This window comes from Glycomyces artemisiae (genome assembly GCF_003002955.1).
In the GTDB taxonomy this organism is placed as follows: domain Bacteria; phylum Actinomycetota; class Actinomycetes; order Mycobacteriales; family Micromonosporaceae; genus Glycomyces; species Glycomyces artemisiae.
On record NZ_PVTJ01000014.1, the window covers coordinates 64795 to 86622 of the forward strand.

Consider the following 21828-nt stretch of genomic DNA (forward strand, 5'->3'; position numbering starts at 1 on the left):
CGATGGACTGGATCAAGTCGACACTGGAGTCGACCCCCGAGATCGCGCTGTTCGTGTGCCTCGCGATCGGGTTCGCGGTCGGCCGGGTGAAGATCTGGAAGATCTCGCTCGGCGGCGTCGCGGGCACGCTGATCGTGGCGATCTTCCTCGGGATGGTCGCCGACATCGAGCTGAACGACCAGGTGAAGCAGATCGCGTTCGCGCTGTTCATCTTCACGCTCGGGTACATCTCGGGGCCGACGTTCTTCGCCAGCCTCAACCGCAAGAGCCTGCGGTACGCCACGTTCACCGGCATCGAGGTGGTCTCGGTCCTGGCGATCACGGCCGCCGCGGTGCTCATCATGAACCTCGACGTCGGCACCGCCGCGGGCCTGCTCGCGGGCGGCGCCACCGAGTCGGCCGCGGTCGGCACGGCGACCGACGCGATCGGCCGCCTCGACCTGTCCGACACGGAGATCGCGACGCTCCAGGCGAACGTGGGCACCGCGTACTCGATCTCCTACATCTGCGGCCTCATCACGATCGTGCTCCTGTCGAGCCAGTTCTTCCCGCTCATCATGCGCGTGAACCTGCGCGAGGAGGCCGCGAAGCTGTGGGCAAAACTCGGCGGCGCCGAGGACGACGCGACCGCGACGCCCGCGGCCCCGCCGATCGTCGGCCGCGAGTACCGGGTGACCGCGGCCGCCGGACGCACCGTGGCCGAGCTCCAATCGGACCTCGGCGAGGCCACCGTCGAGGAGGTCTTCCGGCAGGGGGCCGCCGTCAAGGTCGAGCCGGGCACCCGGCTCGCCGAGGGCGACAAGGTCCTCCTGGTGGGCCGCCGCGAAGCGCTCGTGGGCGCCGCCGCCCACGTCGGCACCGAAGTGAACCTCGACGAGTCGATGGGCATGAGCCTCGACCTCGCCGACGTCGTAGTGACCCGCAAGGGCTACAAGGCGTCCACGCTCGGCGAGATCCGCCGCGACTTCGAGACCGAGCGCCAGGGCGTGTTCCTCCAGAAGATCATCCGCGGGGACCACGAGCTGCCCGTCCAGCCCAAGACGCTCATCCAGCGCGGCGACACGCTGCGCCTGGCGGGCGCCGCGCGGGACATGCAGCGGGCGGTCCCGATGATCGGCTTCCGGGTCGACCCGAAGGTCACCTTCGACATGGTGTTCATCGCGATCGGCGTGGTCCTGGGCTTCCTCATCGGCATGCTCGTGTGGACGGTGGGGACGATCCCGCTGACGCTCGGCACCGGCGGCGGCTGCCTCCTCGCGGGCCTCCTGTTCGGCTGGATCCGCTCGAAGCGGCCCACGTTCGGGCAGTACGACTCGGGCGCGGCCGACGTCATCAAGACGCTCGGCCTCGCCACGTTCATCTGCGCGGTCGGCCTGTCCTCGGGCCCGCAGGCCGTGGAGCTGGTGGAGGAGTTCGGGGTCGGCCTGCCGATCGCGGGCGTCGCGATGACCGCCATCCCGGCGTTCATCTCGCTGTTCGTGGCCTGGAAGGTCATGAAGCTCCCGGCGCCGCTGACGCTCGGCGCCGTCACCGGCCAGCAGTGCTCCACGCCCGGCGTCACCGCCGTGCAGGGCGCCGCGGGCAACGCGACGCCGCTCATGGCCTACACGATCGTCTACGCCTTCTCGAACGTCGTCCTGCCGCTCCTGGGGCCCATCGTCGTGGCGATGGCCCATGCCATCGGCTAGAGCCGCCAGGCCCCGTTCGTGTTCAGCATGATCGAGTACACCGAGTCGGTGGCGGTGATGAAGAGCCGGTTGCGCTTCGGCCCGCCGAAGACCAGGTTGGACACGGCGGGCTGGGGGATTTCGAGGGTCGCCAGGTGGGTCCCGTCGGGGTCGAAGCAGTGGACGCCCGCGGCGGCGGCCCACACGCGGCCCTCGACGTCGACGCGGAGGCCGTCGAAGCGCCCGCCGGGGGACTCGGCGAACACCGCGCCGCCGGCCAACTTCCCGTCCTCGACCGCGAAGGACCTGATGTGCCCGCCCGCGGTGTCGGCGATGTAGAGGGTCCGCTCGTCGGGGGAGAACGCGAGCCCGTTGGGCCGCTGGAAGTCGTCGGCCACGCGGCGCACCGCGCCCGTGCCCGGGTCGAGGCGGTACACGTGGCACCCGTCGATCTCCGGGTCGGACCGGTGGCCCTCGTAGTCGCTGGTGATCCCGTACGGCGGGTCCGTGAACCACACGGCCCCGGTCGAATCCACCACCACATCGTTGGGGCTGTTGAACCTGCGGCCCTCCCAGCGGTCGGCGAGGACCGTGACCGAGCCGTCGAACTCCGTCCGCGTGATGCGGCGCTCGCCCTGCTCGCAGGAGACGAGGCGGCCCTGCCGGTCGAGGGTGTGCCCGTTGGTGTAGCCCGCGGGGGAGCGGAAGACGCTCACCGAGCCGTCGGTCTCGTCCCAGCGCATGAGCCGGTCGTTCGGGATGTCGCTGAACAGCAGGTACTTGCCGGAGGGGACGTAGACGGGGCCCTCGGTCCACCGGCCGCCCGAGAACAGGCACTCCAGGTAGTCGTCGCCGCCGACGTTGAACCGGGCGTCGTGCACCGCGAAGCTCACTGGTGTCTTGCTCAACGGGAACCTCCTGGGGTCGCAGTCGTCTCGACCCCGAACCTACGGTATCGAAAGTTTTCGATTTATCGGCCTCCGGTGCATTGTGTCCTCCGTGTTACCGCTCTACCCTGAGTGCACCGCGCCGGGAACGGCCCGGCCGCCCTCACAGACGGGAACTGAACATGGGACCGGCACTCCCCGAGCACCGCAGGCGAAGACTGGGCATGGTCCTGGCCGGCGTCGCCGCCGTGGCGACCGCCGCGAGCCTCGCCACCTTCGCGATGCACCCCGCTTCGGCGCAGACGAACGGCTGCGCCGTGGAATACCAGGTCACGGCCCAGTGGCCGGGCGGCTTCAACGCCGACGTCGAGGTCGCGAACCTCGGCGCCGCCGCGGTCGAGCCGTGGAGGCTCGAATGGGACTTCGCGAACGGCCAGAAGGTCACCAACGCCTGGAACACCACCGCGACCCAGTCCGGGGCGCACGTCACGGCCGTCGCCGTCGACTACAACAAGCGGCTCGCCCCGAGCGCGTCGGTGAACTTCGGCTTCTCCGGCACTACCTCGGGCAGCAGCAACGCGACGCCGACCTCGTTCACGCTCAACGGGGTCCAATGCACCGGCGACGCGGTGCCGACCTCGGCCCCGCCGACCACCGCGACCCCGACGGAGGGGCCGACCGGCGGCACCGGCCAGGACGAGTGGAACCCGCCCGCGAACCTGGTCCAGCCTTTGAACGAGGTCTGGGCCCACGTCGAGGACACGTACGACCTGAACTTCCGCAACTTCGGCTGGGACCAGGTCATGGCGACCGGCGGCACTGTCAACTACTGCGTCCGCTGGGACTCGCAGAACCCGGTGACGGCCCAGACCCGCGACCAGATCGCCGCGAAGCTCCAGGACCAGTACAACCGCTGGTTCGACCAGATGACCGGCTGGAACGAATGGCCCTTCGAGGAGATCGACGTCAACGTGGTCGGCTGGGCCGCGCGGGACCGGAGCCTCCTCCAGTGGAGCGACAACTCGGTCGACGTCTACATCGGGGACATCCGCGAGGACGCCCCGCAGTGCGCCGAGGAGTGCGGCCGCTTCTTCCACCAGGACGGCAACTATTCCCAGTGCCCGGGCGGCGCGGCGCGCCACTACGACCAGAGCCTGTGGCTCACGCAAGGCATGGGCGGCGGCGCGGGCGGCGACTGGGGCCAGCGCATGGGCCAGGAGTACTTCGTGGGCGCGCTGAACTCGGCGCAGATCCACATCTACCTGCACGAGCTCGGCCATACGTTCGGCCTGGACGACTTCTACGACTGGACGCCGACGGGCCAGTGCTGCTTCATCATGAAGGCGGGCTCCTCGACCACGATCACCCAGTTCGACGAGTGGATGCTCCGCGACTGGTGGCGGCACCTGAAGAGCAGGTACGGCTATTAGCGCCCCCTAGCGTTCCTCCTCTGGCGGCGGCGGGTCCGGAAGGCCCGCCGCCGTCCCTTTGCGTTCATTCTGCGGGCGGTGTCGGTCCCGATCTGGTCGGCAAGGGCCGATAGTGTTTAGCATTGTCGAACGCGGCCGTTTCTCGGAGCCGCGGGCGGACGGGACCGGAACGGAGGCGGGGGATGGCCAAGCACATCCAGTCGCTGGAGCGCGCGGCGGCGATGCTGCGCCTGCTCGCGGGCGGCGAGCGCCGCCTCGGCCTGTCCGACATCGCCTCGGCGCTGGGCCTGGCGAAGGCCACCGCGCACGGCATCCTGCGGACCCTCCAGCACGAGGGCTTCGTGGAGCAGGACCCCGACTCGGGCCGCTACCAGCTGGGCGCCGAGCTGCTGCGCCTGGGCACCACGTACCTCGACGTCCACGAGCTGCGCGCCCGCGCCCTGGTGTGGACCGACGACCTGGCCCGCTCGGGCGGCGAGGCGGTCTACCTCGGGGTGGTCCACCAGCACGGCGTGCTCATCGTCCACCACGTGTTCCGGCCCGACGACAGCCGCCAGGTCCTGGAGGTCGGCGCGATGCAGCCGATGCACTCCACGGCCCTCGGCAAGGTGCTCACGGCCCTCGACCCGGTGGCGCACGCCGAGCTCGTCGACGCCAAGCGCGAGCCGTTCACGGCCGCGACGGTGACCGAGCTGCCCGATATCGAGAAGGTCCTGGAAGCGACCCGCGCCCAGGGGTACGCCACCGACCTGGAGGAGACCTGGGAGGGCGTGGCCTCGGTGGCCGCGCCGATCCTCGACCGGCACCGGCTCCCGGTGGGCGCGGTCGGCATTACCGGCGCCGTCGAGCGCGTGTGCAGGGACGGGGAGCTGCGTCCGGAGCTCGTCGCGGCCGTCCGCGACACCGCGCGCTCGGTCTCGCGCGATCTCGGCGCCAAGCCCTTCTAGCGTTCCGCCCTTTTTCTCCACTTTCCTGCGGTCCCTTTGTGGTCCTGGTATGCCTGTCTTGCAGGAGTTTTCCATGGTTCTCAGGAGGGAGTGTGGTCGTGGTCACATATCTATTGACGCGCGGGTAACCAAGGAGAACACTTTGCGTACGTCGGTCGGCATTGTCGAACGCTAAACGGCTTCAGCGGTCACTCGCGCGACTGACGTGAACAAAGCCCTTCCAACGAGGACGGCGCCCCCGGCTCCGCACTCGGGCACGGACAAAGGAGTTCCAAGTGTCCAACACAGACATCATCACCGGCGAGGTCGTCGGCACGGCCCTGCTGATCCTGCTCGGCGCCGGCGTGTGCGCCGCCGTCACCCTGAAGAAGTCCAAGGCCCAGAACGCCGGGTGGCTCGCCATCGCCTTCGGCTGGGGTTTCGCCGTGCTCACCGGCGCGTACGTCTCCGCCGGGGTCTCGGGCGCCCACCTGAACCCCGCGGTCACCATCGGCCTGGCCATCACCGGCGGCACCGAGTGGAGCCAGGTCCCCCTCTACATCGTGTCCCAGCTCGTCGGCGCCATGATCGGCGCGGCGCTCGCCTGGGTCGCCTACTACGGCCAGTTCCAGGCCCACATGGCCGACCTCGCCGACCAGCCCGAGGCGGTCGAGGGCCCGGACGACGCCAAGGCCGGCCCGGTCCTCGGCATCTTCTCGACCGGCCCCGAGGTCCGCAACACCGCCATGAACCTCGCGACCGAGATCATCGGCACGTTCGTGCTCCTCATCGCGATCCTCACCCAGGGCCTCAACGACTCCGGCAAGGGCCTCGGCCCGCTCGGCGTGCTCATCACCGCCCTCGTCGTCGTCAGCATCGGCCTCTCCCTCGGCGGTCCCACCGGCTACGCCATCAACCCGGCCCGCGACCTCGGCCCCCGCATCGTCCACGCGCTCCTGCCGCTCAAGCACAAGGGGCGCTCGGACTGGGGCTACTCGTGGATCCCCGTGATCGGCCCGCTCGTCGGCGGCTCGCTCGCGGCCCTCCTCTACAACGTTGCCTTCGCGTAGCCATGGGGACACAATCGACCTATTCCGCCTCGACAACGATGTTTTGGAGCGCACCATGACCGACTCGCACACCGGACCGTTCATCGCGGCCATCGACCAGGGCACCACGTCCAGCCGGTGCATCGTCTTCGACCGCGACGGGCGCATCGTCGCCGTCGACCAGAAGGAGCACGAGCAGATCCTCCCCAAACCGGGCTGGGTCGAGCACGATGCGGCCGAGATCTGGCGCAACGTCCAGGAAGTGGTCGCCGGGGCCATGGTCAAGGCCGGCGCCCGCCGCGACGACATCCTCGCCATCGGCATCACCAACCAGCGCGAGACGACCATGCTGTGGGACAAGCACACCGGGCAGCCGGTCCACAATGCGATCGTCTGGCAGGACACCCGCACCGACCAGCTCTGCAAGCAGCTCGGCGGCGACGTCGGCCAGGACCGCTGGCGCCGCGAGACCGGCCTGCCGCTCGCCGCGTACTTCGCGGGCCCCAAGATCGCGTGGCTCCTCGACAACGTCCCCGGCCTGCGCGAGAAGGCCGAAGCGGGCGACCTCCTGTTCGGCACCATGGACTCCTGGGTCATCTGGAACCTCACCGGCGGCGTCGACGGCGGCGTGCACGTCACCGACGTCACCAACGCCTCCCGCACCCTCCTCATGAACCTTGAGGACCTCAGCTGGAACGAGGAGATCGCGGCGGAGATGGGCGTCCCCCTCCAGGTGCTCCCCGAGATCCGCTCCTCCTCCGAGACCTACGGGACGGTCACCGGCGGCACCCTCGGGCAGCTCCTCGGCGGCGTCCCCGTCGCCTCCGCGCTCGGCGACCAGCAGGCCGCCCTGTTCGGGCAGACCTGCTACTCCGTCGGCGAGGCCAAGTCCACGTACGGCACCGGCACGTTCATGCTCATGAACACCGGCGAGAAGCTCATCCACTCCGAGTCGGGCCTGCTCACCACCGTCGGCTATCGCATCGGCGACCAGGACCCCGTGTACGCCCTCGAAGGCTCCATCGCCGTCACCGGCTCGCTCGTGCAGTGGATGCGCGACCAGATGGGCCTCATCAAGACCGCCGCCGAGATCGAGACGCTCGCCGCCTCGGTCGAGGACAACGGCGGCGCGTACTTCGTGCCCGCCTTCTCCGGCCTGTTCGCGCCCTACTGGCGCTCCGACGCGCGCGGCGTCATCGCGGGCCTCACCAGGTACGTCACGAAGGCGCACATCGCGCGCGCCGTCCTCGAAGCCACCGCCTGGCAGACCCGCGAGATCACCGACGCCATGACCAAGGACTCCGGCGTCGAGCTCTCGGCCCTCAAGGTCGACGGCGGCATGACCTCCAACAACCTCCTCATGCAGTTCCTCGCCGACGTGCTCGACGCCCCCGTCGTGCGCCCCATGGTCGCCGAGACGACCTGCCTCGGCGCCGCCTACGCGGCCGGCCTCGCGGTCGGCTTCTGGGACACCACCGACGACCTCCGCGCCAACTGGCGCCGCGCCGCCGAATGGACCCCGGACATGGACCCGGACGTGCGGGACCGCGAGTACAAGAACTGGCTCAAGGCCGTCGAGCGGACCATGGGCTGGCTGGAAGACTAAGAACAGTGCAATTAGGAGCGCGGCCATGACCACCTTGCAGCACCTCCCCGCGAACTGGGAGGACCCGACCGTCGCACGCTTCACCGAGCGTGCGGACCGGGCCGAGCAGCGCGACAACCTGTCGAACCAGACGTTCGACCTGCTCGTCATCGGCGGCGGCATCCTGGGCATCTCCACCGCCTGGCACGCCGCCCAGTCGGGGCTGCGGGTGGCCCTGGTCGACTCCGGCGACTTCGCCGGGGCGACCTCGTCGGCCTCCTCCAAACTCCTCCACGGCGGACTGCGCTACCTCCAGACCGGCGCGGTCAAGCTCGTCGCGGAGAACCACTTCGAGCGCCGCGCCGTCACCCGCCAGGTGGCGCCGCACCTCTCCCGGCCGCTCACGTTCTACCTGCCGATCTACAAGGGCGGCCCGCACGGCGCCGCCAAGATGGGCGCGGGCGTCTTCGCGTACTCCGCGCTCTCCGCGTTCGGCGACGGCGTCGGCCACCTGCTCAACCCGGTCAAGGCCCGCATGGCCGTGCCCGAGCTGCGCACCGACGACCTCAAGGCCGTCGCCGTCTACGGCGACAGCCAGATGAACGACGCCCGCATGGCCCTCATGACCGTCCGCGCCGCCGCCGACGCCGGGGCCGTCGTCCTCAACCACGCCGAAGTGACCGGCCTGCGCTTCACCGGCAAGCAGGGCCAGCGCAGGCGCGTCTCCGGCGCCGACCTGCGCGACCGCATGGACGGCACCGAGTTCGGCGTCAACGCCCACGTCGTCCTCAACGCCACCGGCCCCTGGGTCGACCACCTCCGCCGCATGGAGGACGCCGGGTCCGACCCGTCGATCCGCCTCTCCAAGGGCGCCCACCTCGTCCTCAAGCGCACCGCCCACTGGAAGGCCGCGCTCGCGACGCCGATCGACAAGTACCGCATCACCTTCGCGCTCCCGTGGGAGGACATGCTCCTGCTCGGCACCACCGACGAGGAGTACGAGGGCGACCCCGGCGACGTCGCCGTCAACGAGAAGGACGTCAAGCAGATCCTCGACGAGGCCGGGCACTCGGTCCGCTCGAACCAGCTGAACCGCGACCTCATCACGTACACGTTCGCCGGGCTCCGGGTCCTCCCCGGCGGCCCCGGCAGCACCGCCAAGGCCAAGCGCGAGACGGTCGTGACCGAGGGCCGCGGCGGGATGCTCTCCGTCGCGGGCGGCAAGTGGACCACGTTCCGCCACATCGGGCGCACGGTGATGAAGAAGCTCGCCGAGATGCCCGGGTACACGCTCGGCGCCGAGATGGAGCCCATGAAGAACCTGCCGCGGCGCCTCCCGCTCCCCGGCATCTCCAACCCGCACGCCGTGCAGCACCGGCTCCTGTCCGACGGCGGCGCGCCGCTGCCGAACCTCGGCGAGGACACCGCGAAGCACCTCGCGACCCACTACGGCTCCATCGCCTTCGACATCGCCCGCCTCGCGGGGGAGCACCCGGAGCTCGCCGAGCGCGTCCACCCGGACGCCCCGGAGATCTGGGCGCAGGTCGTCTACGCGCGCGACATGGAATGGGCCGAGACGCCCGACGACGTGCTCCGCCGCCGCACCACCCTCACCATCCGCGGGCTCGACACGCCCGAGGTCCGCGCGAAGGTCCAGCGACTGCTCGACCAGAAGTAGCAGCTTTCCTCCACACACACGAGGCAGGCACAACCGCCTCGGAGGGCGGGGCGGGGTCTGAGGGGTCCCCGTCCCGCCCCTTTCTTCGCCGCGGCGCCTGCCGAACGCTTCGCCGGAGTGCTCGCGTGGCACTTCGCCGGGATCACTCGCCGCGCAGGTCGACCCAGTGCTCGCCTCGGTCCTCGCCGGAGCCCTCGGACCAGCGGGTCCGTCGAACCTGTCGGACCCCTGTGGCACCTTCGAGACCGGGGGGCGACCGCGGATCGAACGATCCTCGCGTTACTCCCGGCCCGAGTCCGGGTGGATCGCCATGAACACCGAGTACGGCTTCGCCCCCGGCCCCGGCTCCAGGACCGCCAGCTCGTCGAACAGCACTTTGAACCGGCGGCTGACCTCCGCGTACTGCGCCTCGTTCAGCCGCAGCCCGAGCCGCCCCGCGTTCACCTGCCCCAGGTCCGGGAGCTCCGCGACCTCCGTGCGGAACGCTTCGAGCATCGCCACCGACAGGTCGGTCTTGAACTCCTCGCCCAGCTGGAGCGCCCAGGACTTCCGCGTCGCCAGGTACGGGATCTCCCGCGCGCCCCGGGCCCCGGTCCGCTCCTCCTGCGGCGTGAGGAACCCCGTCTCGACCAGCTTGCGCACGTGGTGCAGCACCGTCGCCGGGTTCGCGCCGAGCCGCTGCGCGATCTCCTTGTTCGTCAGCGCGTGGTCCAGGCACAGCCGCAGGATCCGCAGGCGCACCGCCGAGGCCACCGCCTTCGCCTCGGCCTCCGTCGCCAGCGGCCGGTCGTCCTTGAAGCCCTCTGATCTGCGCTGTTCTGCCACGACCCCATCCTAGGGCAGGCCCGGGGCCTTACCGATTGACAATTCCCAACCGATTGGGAATACTCAATCACATGATCTCCCTCGGCGACCCCGACGCGGTCGCTCCCGCCAAGCGCGACCGGCTCGGCCTCCTGCGCGACCACGACTTCCGCGACCTCTTCCTCTCCACCACCGTCGCCCAGGTCGGCTACCAGATCACCTCCCTCGCCCTCCCGCTCGCCGCCGTCATCGCGCTCGACGTCAGCGAACTCGAAGTCGGCGTCCTCTCCTCCATGACGATGATCGCCTTCGTCCTCATCGGACTCCCCGCGGGCGCCTGGGTCGACCGCATGCGCCGCCGCCGCGTCCTCATCGTCAGCGACATCGTGCGCGCCGCCGTCCTCTTCACCGTCCCCCTCGCCTGGTGGGCCGACGCCCTCACCATCTGGCAGCTCTACGCCGTCGCCCTGATCATCGGCGTCTTCACCGTCTTCTTCGACGTCTCCTACCAGAGCTACCTGCCCCACCTCGTCGGCCGCGAGCACCTCGTCGAAGGCAACGCCAAACTCGAAACCGTCCGCGCCACCGCCCAGCTCGGCGGCCCCGTCCTCGCCGGACAGCTCATCCAATGGCTCACCGCCCCCGTCGCCATGGCCTTCGACGCCGCCGCCATGGGCGCCTCCGCCCTGCTGCTCCTGCGCATCCGCCGCCGCGAACCCAAACCCCAAGTCGCCCACGGCTCCCGCATCACCACCGAGATCAAGGACGGCCTCAGGTTCGTCCTCCGCCACCGCATCCTCGCCTCGATCATCGCCTGCACCGGCACCTGGAACTTCTGGATGGGCGCCTTCATGGCGATGATCGTCGTCTTCCTGCCCCGCGACCTCGGCATGAGCCCCGGCGAGATCGGCCTCTTCTTCGGCCTCTTCGGCGTCGGCGGGGTCTTCGGCGCGTTCGCCGTCGGCACGGCCACGCGCTGGCTGGGGGAGGGCCGCACCGTGTGGGTCTCGGTCGCGGTCACCTCCCCGTGGATCCTGCTCATCCCCGCCGCCGAACCCGGCTGGCGGATCTGGATGGGGGCCTTCGCGATGGCGTTCGTCGGCGTCGGCGGCGTCGTCTACAACGTCACCCAGGTGAGCTTCCGCCAGCGCCTGACCCCCGACAACATGCTCGGCCGCATGAACGCCACCGTGCGGTTCGTCGTCTTCGGCGCGTACGCGATCGGCGGCCTCGTGGGCGGCGCGCTCGGCCAGCTCCTCGGCGCCCGCACCACGTTGTGGATCGCGGCCGCCGGGATCTGCCTCGCGTTCCTGCCGGTGTTCTTCTCGCCCTTGCGGAACATGCGGACCCTGCCCAGCCCCGAGACCGAACCCGTGGGGGCGGCCGCCTAGGCCCGCTCCAGCGCTTCCGCGAGCTCCAGGTACAGCGGGCCCAGCGCCCGCAGCGCGGCGGCGGCCTCCGCGACCCGCCCGGCCGCGAGGTCGTACTGGAGCCCGCCCACCAGCCGGGCCTGCCTGGCGGCGATTGCTGATGCCTCGTCAGCGCCTGCCGCCGCCAGGCAGGCCCCCGCATCGCTGAGCCGCCGCGCGCCCGCGGGCACCATGAAGTCCAGGTCCTGACGCGTCTGATCGCTCAGCCCCGCCTCACACATCGCGGCAAGTCCTTCGGCCGCTTCGGCATTCGCGATGTTCCCGGCCTCCACCGGGCGCTCGTGCGTCCCGCGCAGCCACCCCGCGAACACCCCGATCTGCGCCCGGACCGCCTGCGCCGCAGACACCTCGGCGGTCCGCTCGAAGTTCCGCCGCGACGTGAACGACTCCCCGTACTGGAGCGAGTCCGTGCGCCAGGCCGCGATGAACCGGTCCACCGGCAGGCTCGCGAACGGGTACCCCTTCGGGTCGTGGAACCGGACCAGGCAGTCCTCCACCCCGAAGACCGTCACGTAATGGTCGGCGCCCCAAGCGCTTCCGCGTCCCCGCACGTGCGTCAGCAGCCCCATCTCCACAGGGCCCGCCACCAGCGGCGCCGCGGGGGTCGCGGCCCGCAGCCGCTCGGCGGCCTCTTCCTCGCTCCCGCCCGCCTCGAAGACGCAGGTCCAGCCGAGCGCCGCGAGGGCCGCGTCGAGCCCGATCTCGCAGTCCCATCCCGCCGGGTCGAAGTACGGGGTCGTGCCGGCGTGGAGCTGCATCCCGAACGGCGACCCGGTGAGCACGTCGACGGCGCCCGCCCCGGGAGCGTCCGGGCCGAGCGCCATCGACAGTGAGCTGGCGTAGCAGTTGTCGCTTGAACCGGTGTACGGCAGGAACATCGGGTCCTCCTGGGATCGATCGGCGCGGTCCCGTGCGACGCTACGGATATTCAGTTTTTCGCGCAAGAGTGCGAAATTCGGATCACTTTTCGGCGTGCGCGAGGGTCGTGCGCTCGGCGGCCTGGTGCTTCGCGACCTTCAGCTGGAGCAGGCCGATGACGATGACGCCCGCGGCCGTCGCGTAGTGGACGCCGAACGCCATGGCGGCGCTGCCGCCGTGGGCCAGGATCAGCGAGCCGTCGCCGATCGGGATGAGCGCGGTGGCGAGCAGGGCCCAGCCGAGCGCGCGGCGCTCGCGGATGACGAGCAGCACCAGGAGCACGATGGCCGAGCCGAGGTCGCGGGCGCCCTTGACGCTGAGGAAGTCGGCGGCCTCGCCGGTCGGCCAGTGGGCGAAGCCCATGCTCGGGGCGACCGAGGCGGGGGTGAGGAGGTACTGGAGGCCGAAGGAGAAGACGAACAGGACGCTGAGCACGGTGAGGGTGTCGGCGGTGATGCGGAGGGCTTTCACGGGGGATCTCCCTTATTTGTCATGAGCTAGGAAATCTAGCATCGCTAGGAACATGAACGACGCTAGCATAGCTGTGCTCGGATGTCTAGCGGTGCTAGAATTTTGTGCATGGTCACCAGTCAGCGCCGCGAACGCGAACGCGCCCAGCGCGAAACGCTCATCGTCAACGCCGCCCGCGAGATGGCCGAAGCCGACGGGTGGCCCGCGGTCACCGTCCGCAGGCTCGCCGAGCGCATCGAGTACAGCCAGCCGGTCCTGTACTCCCACTTCGCGGGCCGCGGCGCGATCGTCGACGCCGTCGCCCTCCAGGGCATCGGCGAACTCGCCGAAGCCCTCGAAGCGGCCCGCGCGGGCGCCGAGCCGGGCGCCGAGCTCGCGGCCGTCGCACAGGCCTACCTCGACTTCGCGACCGGGCACCCGGCCGTCTTCGAGGCCGCGTTCACCCTCGCCGAAGGCCTCCCGTTCGGCCCCGACGCGCCCGAGGTCCTCAAGGCCGGGTTCGCCCCGCTCTTCGCGGTCTTCGCGCCGCTCGCGGGCGACCACGATCCCGAGGCGGTCACCGAGGCCGGCTGGGCCGCGATCCACGGACTGGCCGTGCTGGCCCGCGACGGGCGCCTGCGCCCCGAGCACCAGGAGGAGCGCCTGGCGGTCGTGCTGGAGAAGTTCACCGGCCGCTGATGTCACGTCCGGCGGGCTCCGCGGGTCAGTACAGTTGACCGACTTTCACGGAGGACCCATGAGCGACGATGTCCTGGTGCAGCGCTTCGAGGAGCACCGCGGCCACCTGCGCGCGGTCGCGTTCCGCATGCTCGGCAGCGCGAGCGAGGCCGACGACGCCGTCCAGGAGACCTGGATGCGCTTCGCGCGCACCGACACCGCCGAGGTCGAGAACCTCCGCGGCTGGCTCACCACGGTCGCGTCCCGCGTCTGCCTCAACCTCCTGCGCTCGCGCCGCTCCCGCCGCGAGGACGAGCTCGACCGCGACCACGACACCGCGGCCTTCCCCGGCGAGGCCCCCGCCCCCGACCCGGAGGCCCAGGCGGTCATGGCCGACTCGGTCGGCCTCGCCCTCCAAGTGGTCCTCGACTCCCTGAACCCGGCCGAGCGGGTCGCCTTCGTCCTCCACGACCTCTTCGACGTGCCCTTCGACCGCATCGCCCCGGTCCTCGACCGCACCCCGGAGGCCACCCGCCAACTCGCCAGCCGCGCCCGGCGGCGCGTCGTTCAAAAGCAAGGTCGTGGGGGCGCACCCGTCGCCGACGTGCCCCTCCAACGCGCAGTCGTGGATGCCTTCCTCGCCGCGGCCCGCGAGGGCCGCTTCGACGACCTCCTCGAAGTCCTCGACCCCGACATCAAAGTCGTCGCCGACCCCGCCGCGGTCGCCACCGGCTTCGCCGCCCGCGAAGTCATCGGCGCCAAGCAGGTGGCCGAGATCTTCAACGGCAACGCCCGCGCCGCGATCCCCGTCCTCGTCGACGGCCACGTCGGCGCCATGTGGGCCCCCGGCGGCACCCCCCGAGCGGTCCTCGCCTGCACGGTCGAAGGCGGCCGCATCACGGAGATCGCCATCATGAACGACCCGACCACGATCGCCGCCCTTGAGCTGGTGGATCTCTAGGCGTACCCGTCGGGGCCGGAACCTCTGGCCCGGTTCTGAGGACGGGCTTGCGGGTGGGGTGGGGGTTGGGGTTCGTGCGGGCGGCGACGAGAGGGTGGACGGTGGAGCGGGGTGCGCGGGTTGCCTTGGGGTGCATGGGGGTCCGGGGGCGGAACGTGAGGGTATTGCCCGCGTGTGGGTGATGACAGTGGCGCCTGGTGCGAGGGATGATTGGGGTACGCACAGGGACAGGGAAATCGTACAGGTGTCGGGCGGTGCAAGCAGACTAAGCCAAGCCTCTGGCCGACCGGCAGACCAGATGATCTCCGAGGCAGCGCCGCCGACGCAAGGTGTCGGGCCGACGGCAGATCTCATCCCCGGAGTGCTATCGGGACCCGCAGCAGTCAACCACCCCCACGGGGGCATGGTGATCGGGCGGGGGACCCGGGGAAGGGATCACCTCGACCCCGGGCGGTGTCCGCTACGAGGCACACGACCGGAACACCGAAGCGACCGACAGGCCGACCCACACACACGCCGCACGCAGCGACCGCGCACAGGGCAGGCGGTGCCGCACCCGGCCGGGCATTAGAGGACCCGGCACCGCGACACCACCCCACGAGCAGATCTCCACCGCGGCAACGGCCCACCCAACTGCACCACCGCTCTCCACAGTGAGCGAGCAACACCACCCGCCACCGCGGGCACCCGACCGGGCAGCAACCATGCTCACCGGGACGCACTACCCGGGGCAGGCGCGAGCACGCCCGAGAGACGCACTCCGGCCGGAGAGGCCGGAGCACGCCATCAAGGGCACTCGGTCCGACGACCGAACCCGGGCCTTCGAACAATGCGCCTAAGCGTTCTGTTCGCGTACTACCTTCACGTCCCAAGGGCCCAGCCGGATCGGCGAACCGGGACCGTATTCGGTGTCGTCCAGGGCGTCGACCGCGGCGGTCGGGAATTCGACCTCGACTTCCTCCCAGGACCAGTTGTGGAGGAAACGGATGGTGGTGCCGTCGCCTGCGGTGCCGCTCGTGGCGGTCACGCTCGGGTGGGAGGGGCGCCAGCGGTCCGCGGGGGCGAGCCATTCGAAGAGGGACTTTGCGAAGGCGTCGTTGGGGATCGTCCCTACGAAGGTCACCCGGCCGAGGCCGTGGTCCTGTGTGGTGGCCGCGGCGAATTTGCCGAAGTGCGGGTGCACGTACTCCGCGAGCGGCTCCGCGCCGCGCAGGTACGCGCCGTCGGCCCACTTCAGCGCCGCCGCGCCCTCGGCCAGCTCCAGGCCCGAGCCCTCGGCCGCGCGGACTTCGACGTCACTGAGGAGGTTCGCGAACTCGTCGTACCAGACGCCGGCCGCCTCGTGGAGCCGCGCGGGCTTCACTTCCAGGCGTGCCCGCGCCTCCTCGTCGGCGTATCCGGTGCGCGGGCCGAGCACCAGGTGCCCGCCCGCGGCCGCGTACCGGTCCAGCCAGTCGAGCAGGTCGTCGTCCGCCGCGTAAATGCCCGCCGCCACGAGCACCGGGAACTGCGCGACCGCCTCGCCCGGCTCACCGAGCTGCTCGGTGTGGACGATGCGCGCCTGGAGCCCGGCGTCGAACGCCCCCTTGTAGAACGGGCCCGTGATCGACTCGAACGACCGCCGGTCCGGCCCGCCGTCCGCGGTCTGGAGCGGCGGCTGGGCCGTCAGCGCCCATTCGCTCTCCTTGGAGTAGAGCACCGCCACGTCGGCGTGCGGCACCAGCCCGTCGAGGGCCGCGCCCGCCTTGCGGAACTCGGCGCCCAAGCGCGCGAGCTCGCGGTACGTGCGGCCCGGCTCCTGACTGTGGGGGAGGATGCCGCCCCAGTAGGTCTCGGTGCCGAAGTGGAGCGTGTGCCAATGCCAGTACTCGATCATCCTGGCCCCTCGCGACACCAGCGCCCACGCGGCCTGGCGCCACTGCCCGTCGTACGCGGGCAGGTTCTCCCAGGGCCCGCCGATGGCCTGCGCGTTCGTCTCCGTCACCAGGAACGGTTCCTGGCGCGAGGAGTACATCCGGTCCGCCGAGTGGTACAGCGCCCACGTGCCCCGCGTGTTCCAGTTCGCCGCGTCGCCGCCGCTCTGGTGCGGCAGCGCGAACGCGTCCTGCATGCGGTAGTACGGGTTCCCGGCGGTGATCGAGAGGCGCGCGGCCAGCGCGCGGTCGTCGAGCGCCGGGCGCGGGTACGAGATGCACGTGGTCGTGAACTGGTCCTCGCGTGCGTATTCGCGCGCGATGTCGGCCTGCCAGCCGATGAACTCGGTGGTCTGCTCGGCTTGGAACCGCCGCCACGCCTGCTCGTACTGGGGCTGCGCGTTCCCGTCGGGCGTCCACAGGTCGGCCCAGGTCGAGAGCCGATGGGACCAGTAGACGAGGCCCCATTCGCGGTTGAGGGTCTCCACGTCGCCGTACTTGTGGCGCAGGTAGTCCGTGAACCGCTGGAACACGCCGTGGTTGTGGAACAGCTGGAGGCCCGGCTCGTTGTCCACTTGGAAGCCGATGATCGCCGGGTGGTCGGCGTAGCGGGCCAGGATCTTGCGGATCACGCGCTCGGCGTGGAACCGGAACGCCGGGTGCGTGTAGTCGACTTCTTGCCGTCCGCCCCAAGGGATGCGCTCCCCGGTGCGGCGGTCCCCGGCGATCTCGGGGTACTGGCGCGCCAGCCACGGCGGCACCGCGTACGTCGGCGTGCCCAGGATGACCCCGATGCCGTGCTCCAGCGCGCCGTCCAGGACGGGCTGGAGCCAGTCGAGGTCGAAGCGCCCGTTCTCGGGTTCCCAAGTGCTCCACACCGATTCGCCGACGCGGATCACCGAGAACCCCGCCTCGGCCATGAGGTCGAGGTCGGCGGCGAGCCGGTCGAGGCCGGTCTTGGAGCCGAGGCCGTCGGCGGCCGCAGGCTGGTACTCGTAGTAGTACGCCGCGCCGAAGAGGATCGGGTTGGGCCAGTTGGACATTCGGTTCCCTTCTCAGGTGGGTGGGAGCGGGCCGGGCCCCGTCCGGCGACGGCGCCCGGCCCGCGGCCTCACTGCTTGACGCTGCCGGAGACCAGGCCGGTCGTCCAGTAGCGCTGCAGGAACAGGAAGGCGACGATCAGCGGGAAGATCGAGATGAGCGACCCGGTGACCACGAGCGGTATGTAGTCGCCGCTGGCCCCGCCCGAGGACGCGGCCTGGCCCTGCCAGTTGGCGAGGCCCACGGTGACGGGGTAGAGCGCCGGATCGTTGAGCATGATCAGCGGCAGGAAGTAGTTGTTCCAGGTCTGCACCAGCATGAACAGCATGATGGTGGCGATGGCGGGCGTCAGGAGGCGGCCGGTGACCTGGAAGAAGATCCGGAAGTCGCCGGCGCCGTCGATGCGCCCGGATTCGATGAGCTCGTCGGGGACGGCGCTGTCGGCGTAGATCCGCATGAAGTACAGGCCGAACGGGTGGCTCGCCATGGACGGCAGGATGATCGCCCACGGCGTGTCCGTCAGGCCGGCCTGGCTGAACAGCAGGTACGTCGGGATCGCGAGCGCGGTCGAGGGCACGGCCATGGCGCCGAGGACGCCCATGAACATGGCCCGGTTGCCCTTGAACCTGTACTTGGCGAACCCGTAGCCGCCGAGGGCGGCGAGGAACGTGCCGCCGAGCGCGGAGGCCACCGCGTACAGCAGCGAGTTGCCGAGCCACTGCCCGAACGCGCCGTCGTCGGCGGTGAACGTGTTGCCGATGTTGGTGAACAGGTTGTTCTCCCCGGCGAACCAGAGCCCGAACGTGGAGAACAGGTCCCCGGTGGTCTTCGTGGAGGCGACGACCAGCCAGAACAGCGGCAGCAGGAAGTAGGCGGCGGCCGCGAGCATCCCGATCGTGAGGATCGTGCTGCGCTTCGGGCGCGCCTTGCGCGGCTTCACGGGGGTGGCGCTCATGACCGGCTCCTGCGGTTGGTGGCGAGCATGAAGAGGTACGAGCCGGCCATGATGACGAAGCCGAGCACGAAGGACACGGCGGCCGCGTAGTTGTACTCCTGGCCGACGAACGCGAGGTTGTACGCGTAGAGGTTGGGCGTGTAGTCGGCGACGATGACGTTCGGCGCCAGCGTGCGCATGATGCTCGGCTCGTTGAACAGCTGGAAGCTGCCGATCACCGAGAAGACCATGCACAGTACGAGCGCGGGACGCAGCAGCGGGATCTTGATCGACCACGCGGTGCGCCAGGGCCCGGCCCCGTCGACCGCGGCCGCCTCGTACAGCTCCGTCGGAATCGCCCGCAGCGCCGCGTACAGCAGGATCATGTTGTAGCCGGTGAACTCCCACGTCACGATGTTCGCGATCGAGCCGAGCATGAGGTTCCCGAGGAAGTCCGGCGCGGTCGCGCCGATCTTGTCGGCGAGCTGCGCGATCGGCCCGAAGTCTGGCCCGTACAGGAAGCCCCACATGAGGGCGGCGACGACGCTCGGCACCGCGTACGGCATGAAGATCGCCAGGCGCACGGTCCGCGCCAGGCGCAACAGCGCCGAATCCAGGGCCAGCGCGAAGAACAGCGCCAGGGCCATCATGAGCGGCACCTGGATGAGGAAGAACAGGGCGACCCGGCCGAGCCCGGCCATGAGCTGCGGGTCGCTGAACGCCCGCGTGTAGTTGTCGAAGCCGACGAAGACGTTGCCGCCGATCATCTGCTCCCGGAAGAAGCTGAACCAGGCGGCGTAGGCGAGCGGGACGAGGAACATCGCGGTGAACGCGATCATGAACGGCGCGACGAACAGGTACCCGGTCCTCGCGTAGCGGGGGCCCTTGCCTCCCTTGCCGCGCTTGGCGATCCGTCCGCTGCGGGGCGTGATCGGCGCCGCTGAGGCGCTGTCGGCGGTGTCGGTGCTCATGACCCCTCCTCCACGGTGAAGCCCTGGAACTCGGCGTACTCGGCGATGCGGTCCTGCCAGTCGCCGAGGGCGGCGGCGGCGTCGCCGCCCGCCGCGATGGTCGAGCCGACGGTGGGGCCGTAGTCGGCGCGGACCTGGTCGTTGAACGGGGGCCACTGGAAGTCGGGGGAGACCGTGGCGCTGATCTGCGCGAACACCTCGTTGACCTTCTGGCCGCCGTAGAACTCCAGTTCCAGGCCGGTGAACTCGGGGTCCTCCAGGAGCGCCTTGGTGGGCGGGAACAGGAACTGCTCGGTCGCCATGGCCTTGGTGCACTCGGGGTCGGTGTTGATGAACTGCGCGAACACCGCGGCCTGGATCGGGTGCTCGGTGATGTTGAAGACCCCGTTGGTGGACCCGCCCCAGTTCCCGGCGACCTCGTCGCCGGACTCCCACTGGGGCAGCGGGGCGGCCCGCCACTTGCCGCTCGTGGACGCGGCGGTGGACTGGAGGAACACCGGTCCCCATGCGGCCGTGAGCCACGTGGCGTACTTGCCGCGGTTCGCGGCCTGGTACCACTGGTCGGAGAAGTCGGGGTCGGTGGAGACGACGCCTTCGGCGGCGAGCGTGGACCAGTAGTCCGCGACCCGCTGCGCCGCTTCGGAGACGACGTCGACTTTGAGGACCGGTCCCTCGGACCCGGCGAACGGGTCGGCCCCGCCCTGCCACAGGGCCCCGGAGAAGAACGCGCCCTGGCTGGGCGGGAAGTTCGTCAGGTACACCTCCGGGTCGGCTTCGTGGAGGGTCCGGGCGGCGTCGGCGAACGCCTCCCACGTCGCGGGCACCTCGATGCCGTGCGCGTCGAAGATGTCGGCCCGGTAGAGCATCCCCATGGGGCCGGTGTCCTGCGGGATCGCCCAGACCTCGCCGTTCGCGCCGCTGACCTGCGCCCACACCCACTCGACGAACTGGTCCTCCAGTTCCCCCGCGCCGTAGGGCCGCAGGTCCAGGAGGTGGTCCGTGATGGTGAACGCCGGGACCATCTCGTACTCGATCTGCGCGACGTCGGGGGCGCCGCGCCCGGCGCGGAGCGCGGTGCGGATCTTCGCGTAGTGGCCCGCGCCCTGGGCGGCGTTCGTGACCTTCACCTTGATGTCCGGGTAGGCCTCCTCGAAGAGGGCGACCTGCTTCTCGATGCCGGGCACCCACGTCCAGAAGTTCAGTTCGGTGGGGGTGCGCATGGCGTCGTCGATCTGGGCCTGGCTGACGTGCTCGGGAGGCTCGACGGGCTGTCGGGCGCAGGCGGCGAAGGCGAACGGGCTCGCGGCCGCGGCGGCGAGCCCCGTCCTTCGTCTGAAGCGGGGAGTCATCGGGCGTCCTTTCCTGGCGCTTCGTTGCGCCGGTTCGCGGGCGGTGCGGTGGATCGGCGGACCACGAGCCGGGGCGTGTCCGTGTGCGGAGGCGGCTCGGGCGCGCCGGTGGGCGCGCCGCCGAGCCGCCGGAGGAGGATGCCGAGGCCGCGGATCACGTCGGCCTCGAACCGCTGGCAGACCGTCGTCAGCGGGGGAGTGAAGTAGGCGGCGGCGGGGATGTCGTCGAACCCGGTGACGCTGACGCGGTCCGGGACGGCGAGGCCCGCTTCGGTGCAGGCGCGGATGAACCCCAGCGCCATGTCGTCGTTCGCGCAGGCCACGGCTGTCACGGCCGGGTCCCGGAGGATCCGCTGCCCCGCCGCGTACCCGGACGCGGGCGTCCAGTCGCCCTCCACGGGCGGCGGCGGCTCGATGCCGCGGGCCTCGTGCGCGGCGCGCCAGCCTTCGACGCGGTCGCACGCGGGGTACCAGGTGGCGGGCCCGGCGATGTGCCAGACGCGCTCGTGCCCGAGGTCGAGGAGGTGCTCCACGGCCTCGCGCATCGACTCGGCGTTCGACGCCCCGGCGAGCAGGTTCTCGGCCTCGGGCACGCTGCGGCCGAGGCTGTAGAGCGGCACGGCCGGGTCGGAGCGCACCTCGACGCCCTCGTCGACGGGGTCGGCGATGATGATCGCGTCCACGCCCTGGTCGAGGAGCCATTCGACGGCTTCGCCGACCGAGTCCGGCTCGCCTTCGACGGTGTGGGCGACGACGACGGCGATCCCGGCCGCGCGGGTAGCGCGCTCCAGTGCGACTTGCAGCGAAGCGGGGCCCCACAGCGCGGTGCCGAGGGCGACGACGCCGATGCGGCCGAAGCGGCCGGTGATGAGCGCCCGAGCGGCCGTGTTCGGGCGGAACCCCAGTTCGCGCGCGGCGCTGCGGACCTTCTCGCGGACTTCGGCGGAGACGTACCGCTCGTTGTTGACCACCCGGGAGACGGTCTTCTGCGAGACCCCGGCCAGGCGCGCCACGTCGGTCATGCCGGGCGGGCGGCGCCGTGCCGGAGTCCCGCCGGGGGGAGTCGTGAGGGGCATGGGGGGCGACCTCCTGACCAGCGCTGACTACGTTGTCATGCAACGTACGTCACACTGTTGTTTCATGTCAAGACATCCACG

18 protein-coding genes are annotated in these 21828 nt (G+C 70.7%); 9 read left to right on the forward strand and 9 right to left on the reverse strand.

Annotation, left to right across the window (positions count from 1 at the left end; translation table 11 throughout):
* The first annotated feature begins 2 nt into the window (after window positions 1-2).
* Window positions 3-1688: an aspartate-alanine antiporter gene (aspT, locus tag B0I28_RS25430; protein ID WP_106366672.1), complete on the forward strand. Its 1686-nt coding sequence runs from the start codon at window positions 3-5 to the stop codon at window positions 1686-1688.
* Here the strand turns inward: aspT and B0I28_RS25435 are convergent.
* Window positions 1685-2575, reverse strand: coding sequence for an SMP-30/gluconolactonase/LRE family protein (locus tag B0I28_RS25435; RefSeq protein WP_106366673.1), 891 nt, complete (start codon window positions 2573-2575; stop codon window positions 1685-1687). The two genes, aspT and B0I28_RS25435, sit on opposite strands and share 4 nt — an antisense overlap.
* A gap of 161 nt (window positions 2576-2736) precedes the next feature.
* Here B0I28_RS25435 and B0I28_RS25440 point away from each other — a divergent pair, with 161 nt between their 5' ends.
* From B0I28_RS25440 to B0I28_RS25460, 5 genes are all read left to right on the forward strand, one after another.
* Window positions 2737-3984 (forward strand): cellulose-binding domain-containing protein, encoded by a 1248-nt coding sequence (locus B0I28_RS25440; protein ID WP_219926986.1) that lies wholly within the window; start codon window positions 2737-2739, stop codon window positions 3982-3984.
* A gap of 182 nt (window positions 3985-4166) precedes the next feature.
* Window positions 4167-4931, forward strand: a complete 765-nt coding sequence (locus B0I28_RS25445; RefSeq protein WP_106366674.1) for an IclR family transcriptional regulator — start codon at window positions 4167-4169, stop codon at window positions 4929-4931.
* Window positions 4932-5206: 275 nt separating this feature from the next.
* Window positions 5207-5980 (forward strand): MIP/aquaporin family protein, encoded by a 774-nt coding sequence (locus tag B0I28_RS25450; RefSeq protein WP_106366675.1) that lies wholly within the window; start codon window positions 5207-5209, stop codon window positions 5978-5980.
* A gap of 55 nt (window positions 5981-6035) precedes the next feature.
* Window positions 6036-7565: a glycerol kinase GlpK gene (glpK, locus tag B0I28_RS25455; RefSeq protein WP_106366712.1), complete on the forward strand. Its 1530-nt coding sequence runs from the start codon at window positions 6036-6038 to the stop codon at window positions 7563-7565.
* A gap of 25 nt (window positions 7566-7590) precedes the next feature.
* A complete protein-coding gene (locus tag B0I28_RS25460) occupies window positions 7591-9222 on the forward strand; it encodes a glycerol-3-phosphate dehydrogenase/oxidase (RefSeq protein WP_106366676.1) in 1632 nt (543 codons plus the stop codon).
* A 279-nt stretch (window positions 9223-9501) separates the two neighbouring features.
* Here B0I28_RS25460 and B0I28_RS25465 read toward each other — a convergent pair whose 3' ends face one another.
* The gene (locus B0I28_RS25465) at window positions 9502-10047 is read right to left on the reverse strand and encodes an ArsR/SmtB family transcription factor (protein ID WP_106366677.1); all 546 of its coding nucleotides are present in this window, start codon (window positions 10045-10047) and stop codon (window positions 9502-9504) included.
* 71 nt (window positions 10048-10118) lie between these two features.
* Here B0I28_RS25465 and B0I28_RS25470 point away from each other — a divergent pair, with 71 nt between their 5' ends.
* On the forward strand, window positions 10119-11417 hold the full coding sequence (locus B0I28_RS25470) for an MFS transporter (protein WP_106366678.1): 1299 nt from the start codon (window positions 10119-10121) through the stop codon (window positions 11415-11417).
* Here B0I28_RS25470 and B0I28_RS25475 read toward each other — a convergent pair.
* Both B0I28_RS25475 and B0I28_RS25480 read right to left on the reverse strand, forming a co-directional pair.
* The gene (locus B0I28_RS25475) at window positions 11414-12334 is read right to left on the reverse strand and encodes a hypothetical protein (RefSeq protein WP_106366679.1); all 921 of its coding nucleotides are present in this window, start codon (window positions 12332-12334) and stop codon (window positions 11414-11416) included. The two genes, B0I28_RS25470 and B0I28_RS25475, sit on opposite strands and share 4 nt — an antisense overlap.
* A gap of 82 nt (window positions 12335-12416) precedes the next feature.
* Window positions 12417-12845, reverse strand: a complete 429-nt coding sequence (locus B0I28_RS25480) for a DUF4267 domain-containing protein (protein WP_106366680.1) — start codon at window positions 12843-12845, stop codon at window positions 12417-12419.
* Window positions 12846-12953: 108 nt separating this feature from the next.
* On the opposite strand from B0I28_RS25480, the gene B0I28_RS25485 reads away from it, so the two are divergent.
* Together B0I28_RS25485 and B0I28_RS25490 are read left to right on the forward strand one after the other, a co-directional pair.
* The gene (locus tag B0I28_RS25485; RefSeq protein ID WP_106366681.1) at window positions 12954-13523 is read left to right on the forward strand and encodes a TetR/AcrR family transcriptional regulator; all 570 of its coding nucleotides are present in this window, start codon (window positions 12954-12956) and stop codon (window positions 13521-13523) included.
* Window positions 13524-13581: 58 nt separating this feature from the next.
* Window positions 13582-14463, forward strand: a complete 882-nt coding sequence (locus tag B0I28_RS25490; protein WP_106366682.1) for a sigma-70 family RNA polymerase sigma factor — start codon at window positions 13582-13584, stop codon at window positions 14461-14463.
* Between the two features lie 835 nt (window positions 14464-15298).
* Here B0I28_RS25490 and B0I28_RS25495 read toward each other — a convergent pair.
* The 5 genes from B0I28_RS25495 to B0I28_RS25515 all read right to left on the reverse strand — a co-directional run bounded on the left by B0I28_RS25495 (window position 15299) and on the right by B0I28_RS25515 (window position 21747).
* Entirely contained in the window at window positions 15299-17419 is a 2121-nt protein-coding gene (locus tag B0I28_RS25495; protein ID WP_106366683.1) for a beta-galactosidase, read from the reverse strand.
* 68 nt (window positions 17420-17487) lie between these two features.
* Window positions 17488-18372: a carbohydrate ABC transporter permease gene (locus B0I28_RS25500; protein WP_106366684.1), complete on the reverse strand. Its 885-nt coding sequence runs from the start codon at window positions 18370-18372 to the stop codon at window positions 17488-17490.
* Window positions 18369-19322, reverse strand: a complete 954-nt coding sequence (locus B0I28_RS25505) for a carbohydrate ABC transporter permease (RefSeq protein ID WP_106366685.1) — start codon at window positions 19320-19322, stop codon at window positions 18369-18371. Before B0I28_RS25505 ends, B0I28_RS25500 begins: the two co-directional genes overlap by 4 nt.
* Window positions 19319-20671 carry an ABC transporter substrate-binding protein gene (locus B0I28_RS25510; RefSeq protein ID WP_106366686.1) on the reverse strand — a complete coding sequence of 451 codons (1353 nt, stop codon included), beginning with the start codon at window positions 20669-20671 and terminating at the stop codon, window positions 19319-19321. Before B0I28_RS25510 ends, B0I28_RS25505 begins: the two co-directional genes overlap by 4 nt.
* Window positions 20668-21747 carry a LacI family DNA-binding transcriptional regulator gene (locus B0I28_RS25515; protein ID WP_219926987.1) on the reverse strand — a complete coding sequence of 360 codons (1080 nt, stop codon included), beginning with the start codon at window positions 21745-21747 and terminating at the stop codon, window positions 20668-20670. Before B0I28_RS25515 ends, B0I28_RS25510 begins: the two co-directional genes overlap by 4 nt.
* Window positions 21748-21828 lie beyond the last annotated feature (81 nt).

Bases quoted from the DNA above. Each gene is read 5' to 3' on its own strand.
- aspT (WP_106366672.1), top strand. From the start codon at position 3: ATGGACTGGATCAAGTCGACACTGGAGTCGACCCCCGAGATCGCGCTG.
- B0I28_RS25440 (WP_219926986.1), top strand. From the start codon at position 2,737: ATGGGACCGGCACTCCCCGAGCACCGCAGGCGAAGACTGGGCATGGTC.
- B0I28_RS25445 (WP_106366674.1), top strand. From the start codon at position 4,167: ATGGCCAAGCACATCCAGTCGCTGGAGCGCGCGGCGGCGATGCTGCGC.
- glpK (WP_106366712.1), top strand. From the start codon at position 6,036: ATGACCGACTCGCACACCGGACCGTTCATCGCGGCCATCGACCAGGGC.
- B0I28_RS25460 (WP_106366676.1), top strand. From the start codon at position 7,591: ATGACCACCTTGCAGCACCTCCCCGCGAACTGGGAGGACCCGACCGTC.
- B0I28_RS25470 (WP_106366678.1), top strand. From the start codon at position 10,119: ATGATCTCCCTCGGCGACCCCGACGCGGTCGCTCCCGCCAAGCGCGAC.
- B0I28_RS25475 (WP_106366679.1), bottom strand. From the start codon at position 12,334: ATGTTCCTGCCGTACACCGGTTCAAGCGACAACTGCTACGCCAGCTCA.
- B0I28_RS25485 (WP_106366681.1), top strand. From the start codon at position 12,954: ATGGTCACCAGTCAGCGCCGCGAACGCGAACGCGCCCAGCGCGAAACG.
- B0I28_RS25490 (WP_106366682.1), top strand. From the start codon at position 13,582: ATGAGCGACGATGTCCTGGTGCAGCGCTTCGAGGAGCACCGCGGCCAC.
- B0I28_RS25495 (WP_106366683.1), bottom strand. From the start codon at position 17,419: ATGTCCAACTGGCCCAACCCGATCCTCTTCGGCGCGGCGTACTACTAC.
- B0I28_RS25500 (WP_106366684.1), bottom strand. From the start codon at position 18,372: ATGAGCGCCACCCCCGTGAAGCCGCGCAAGGCGCGCCCGAAGCGCAGC.
- B0I28_RS25505 (WP_106366685.1), bottom strand. From the start codon at position 19,322: ATGAGCACCGACACCGCCGACAGCGCCTCAGCGGCGCCGATCACGCCC.
- B0I28_RS25510 (WP_106366686.1), bottom strand. From the start codon at position 20,671: ATGACTCCCCGCTTCAGACGAAGGACGGGGCTCGCCGCCGCGGCCGCG.
- B0I28_RS25515 (WP_219926987.1), bottom strand. From the start codon at position 21,747: ATGCCCCTCACGACTCCCCCCGGCGGGACTCCGGCACGGCGCCGCCCG.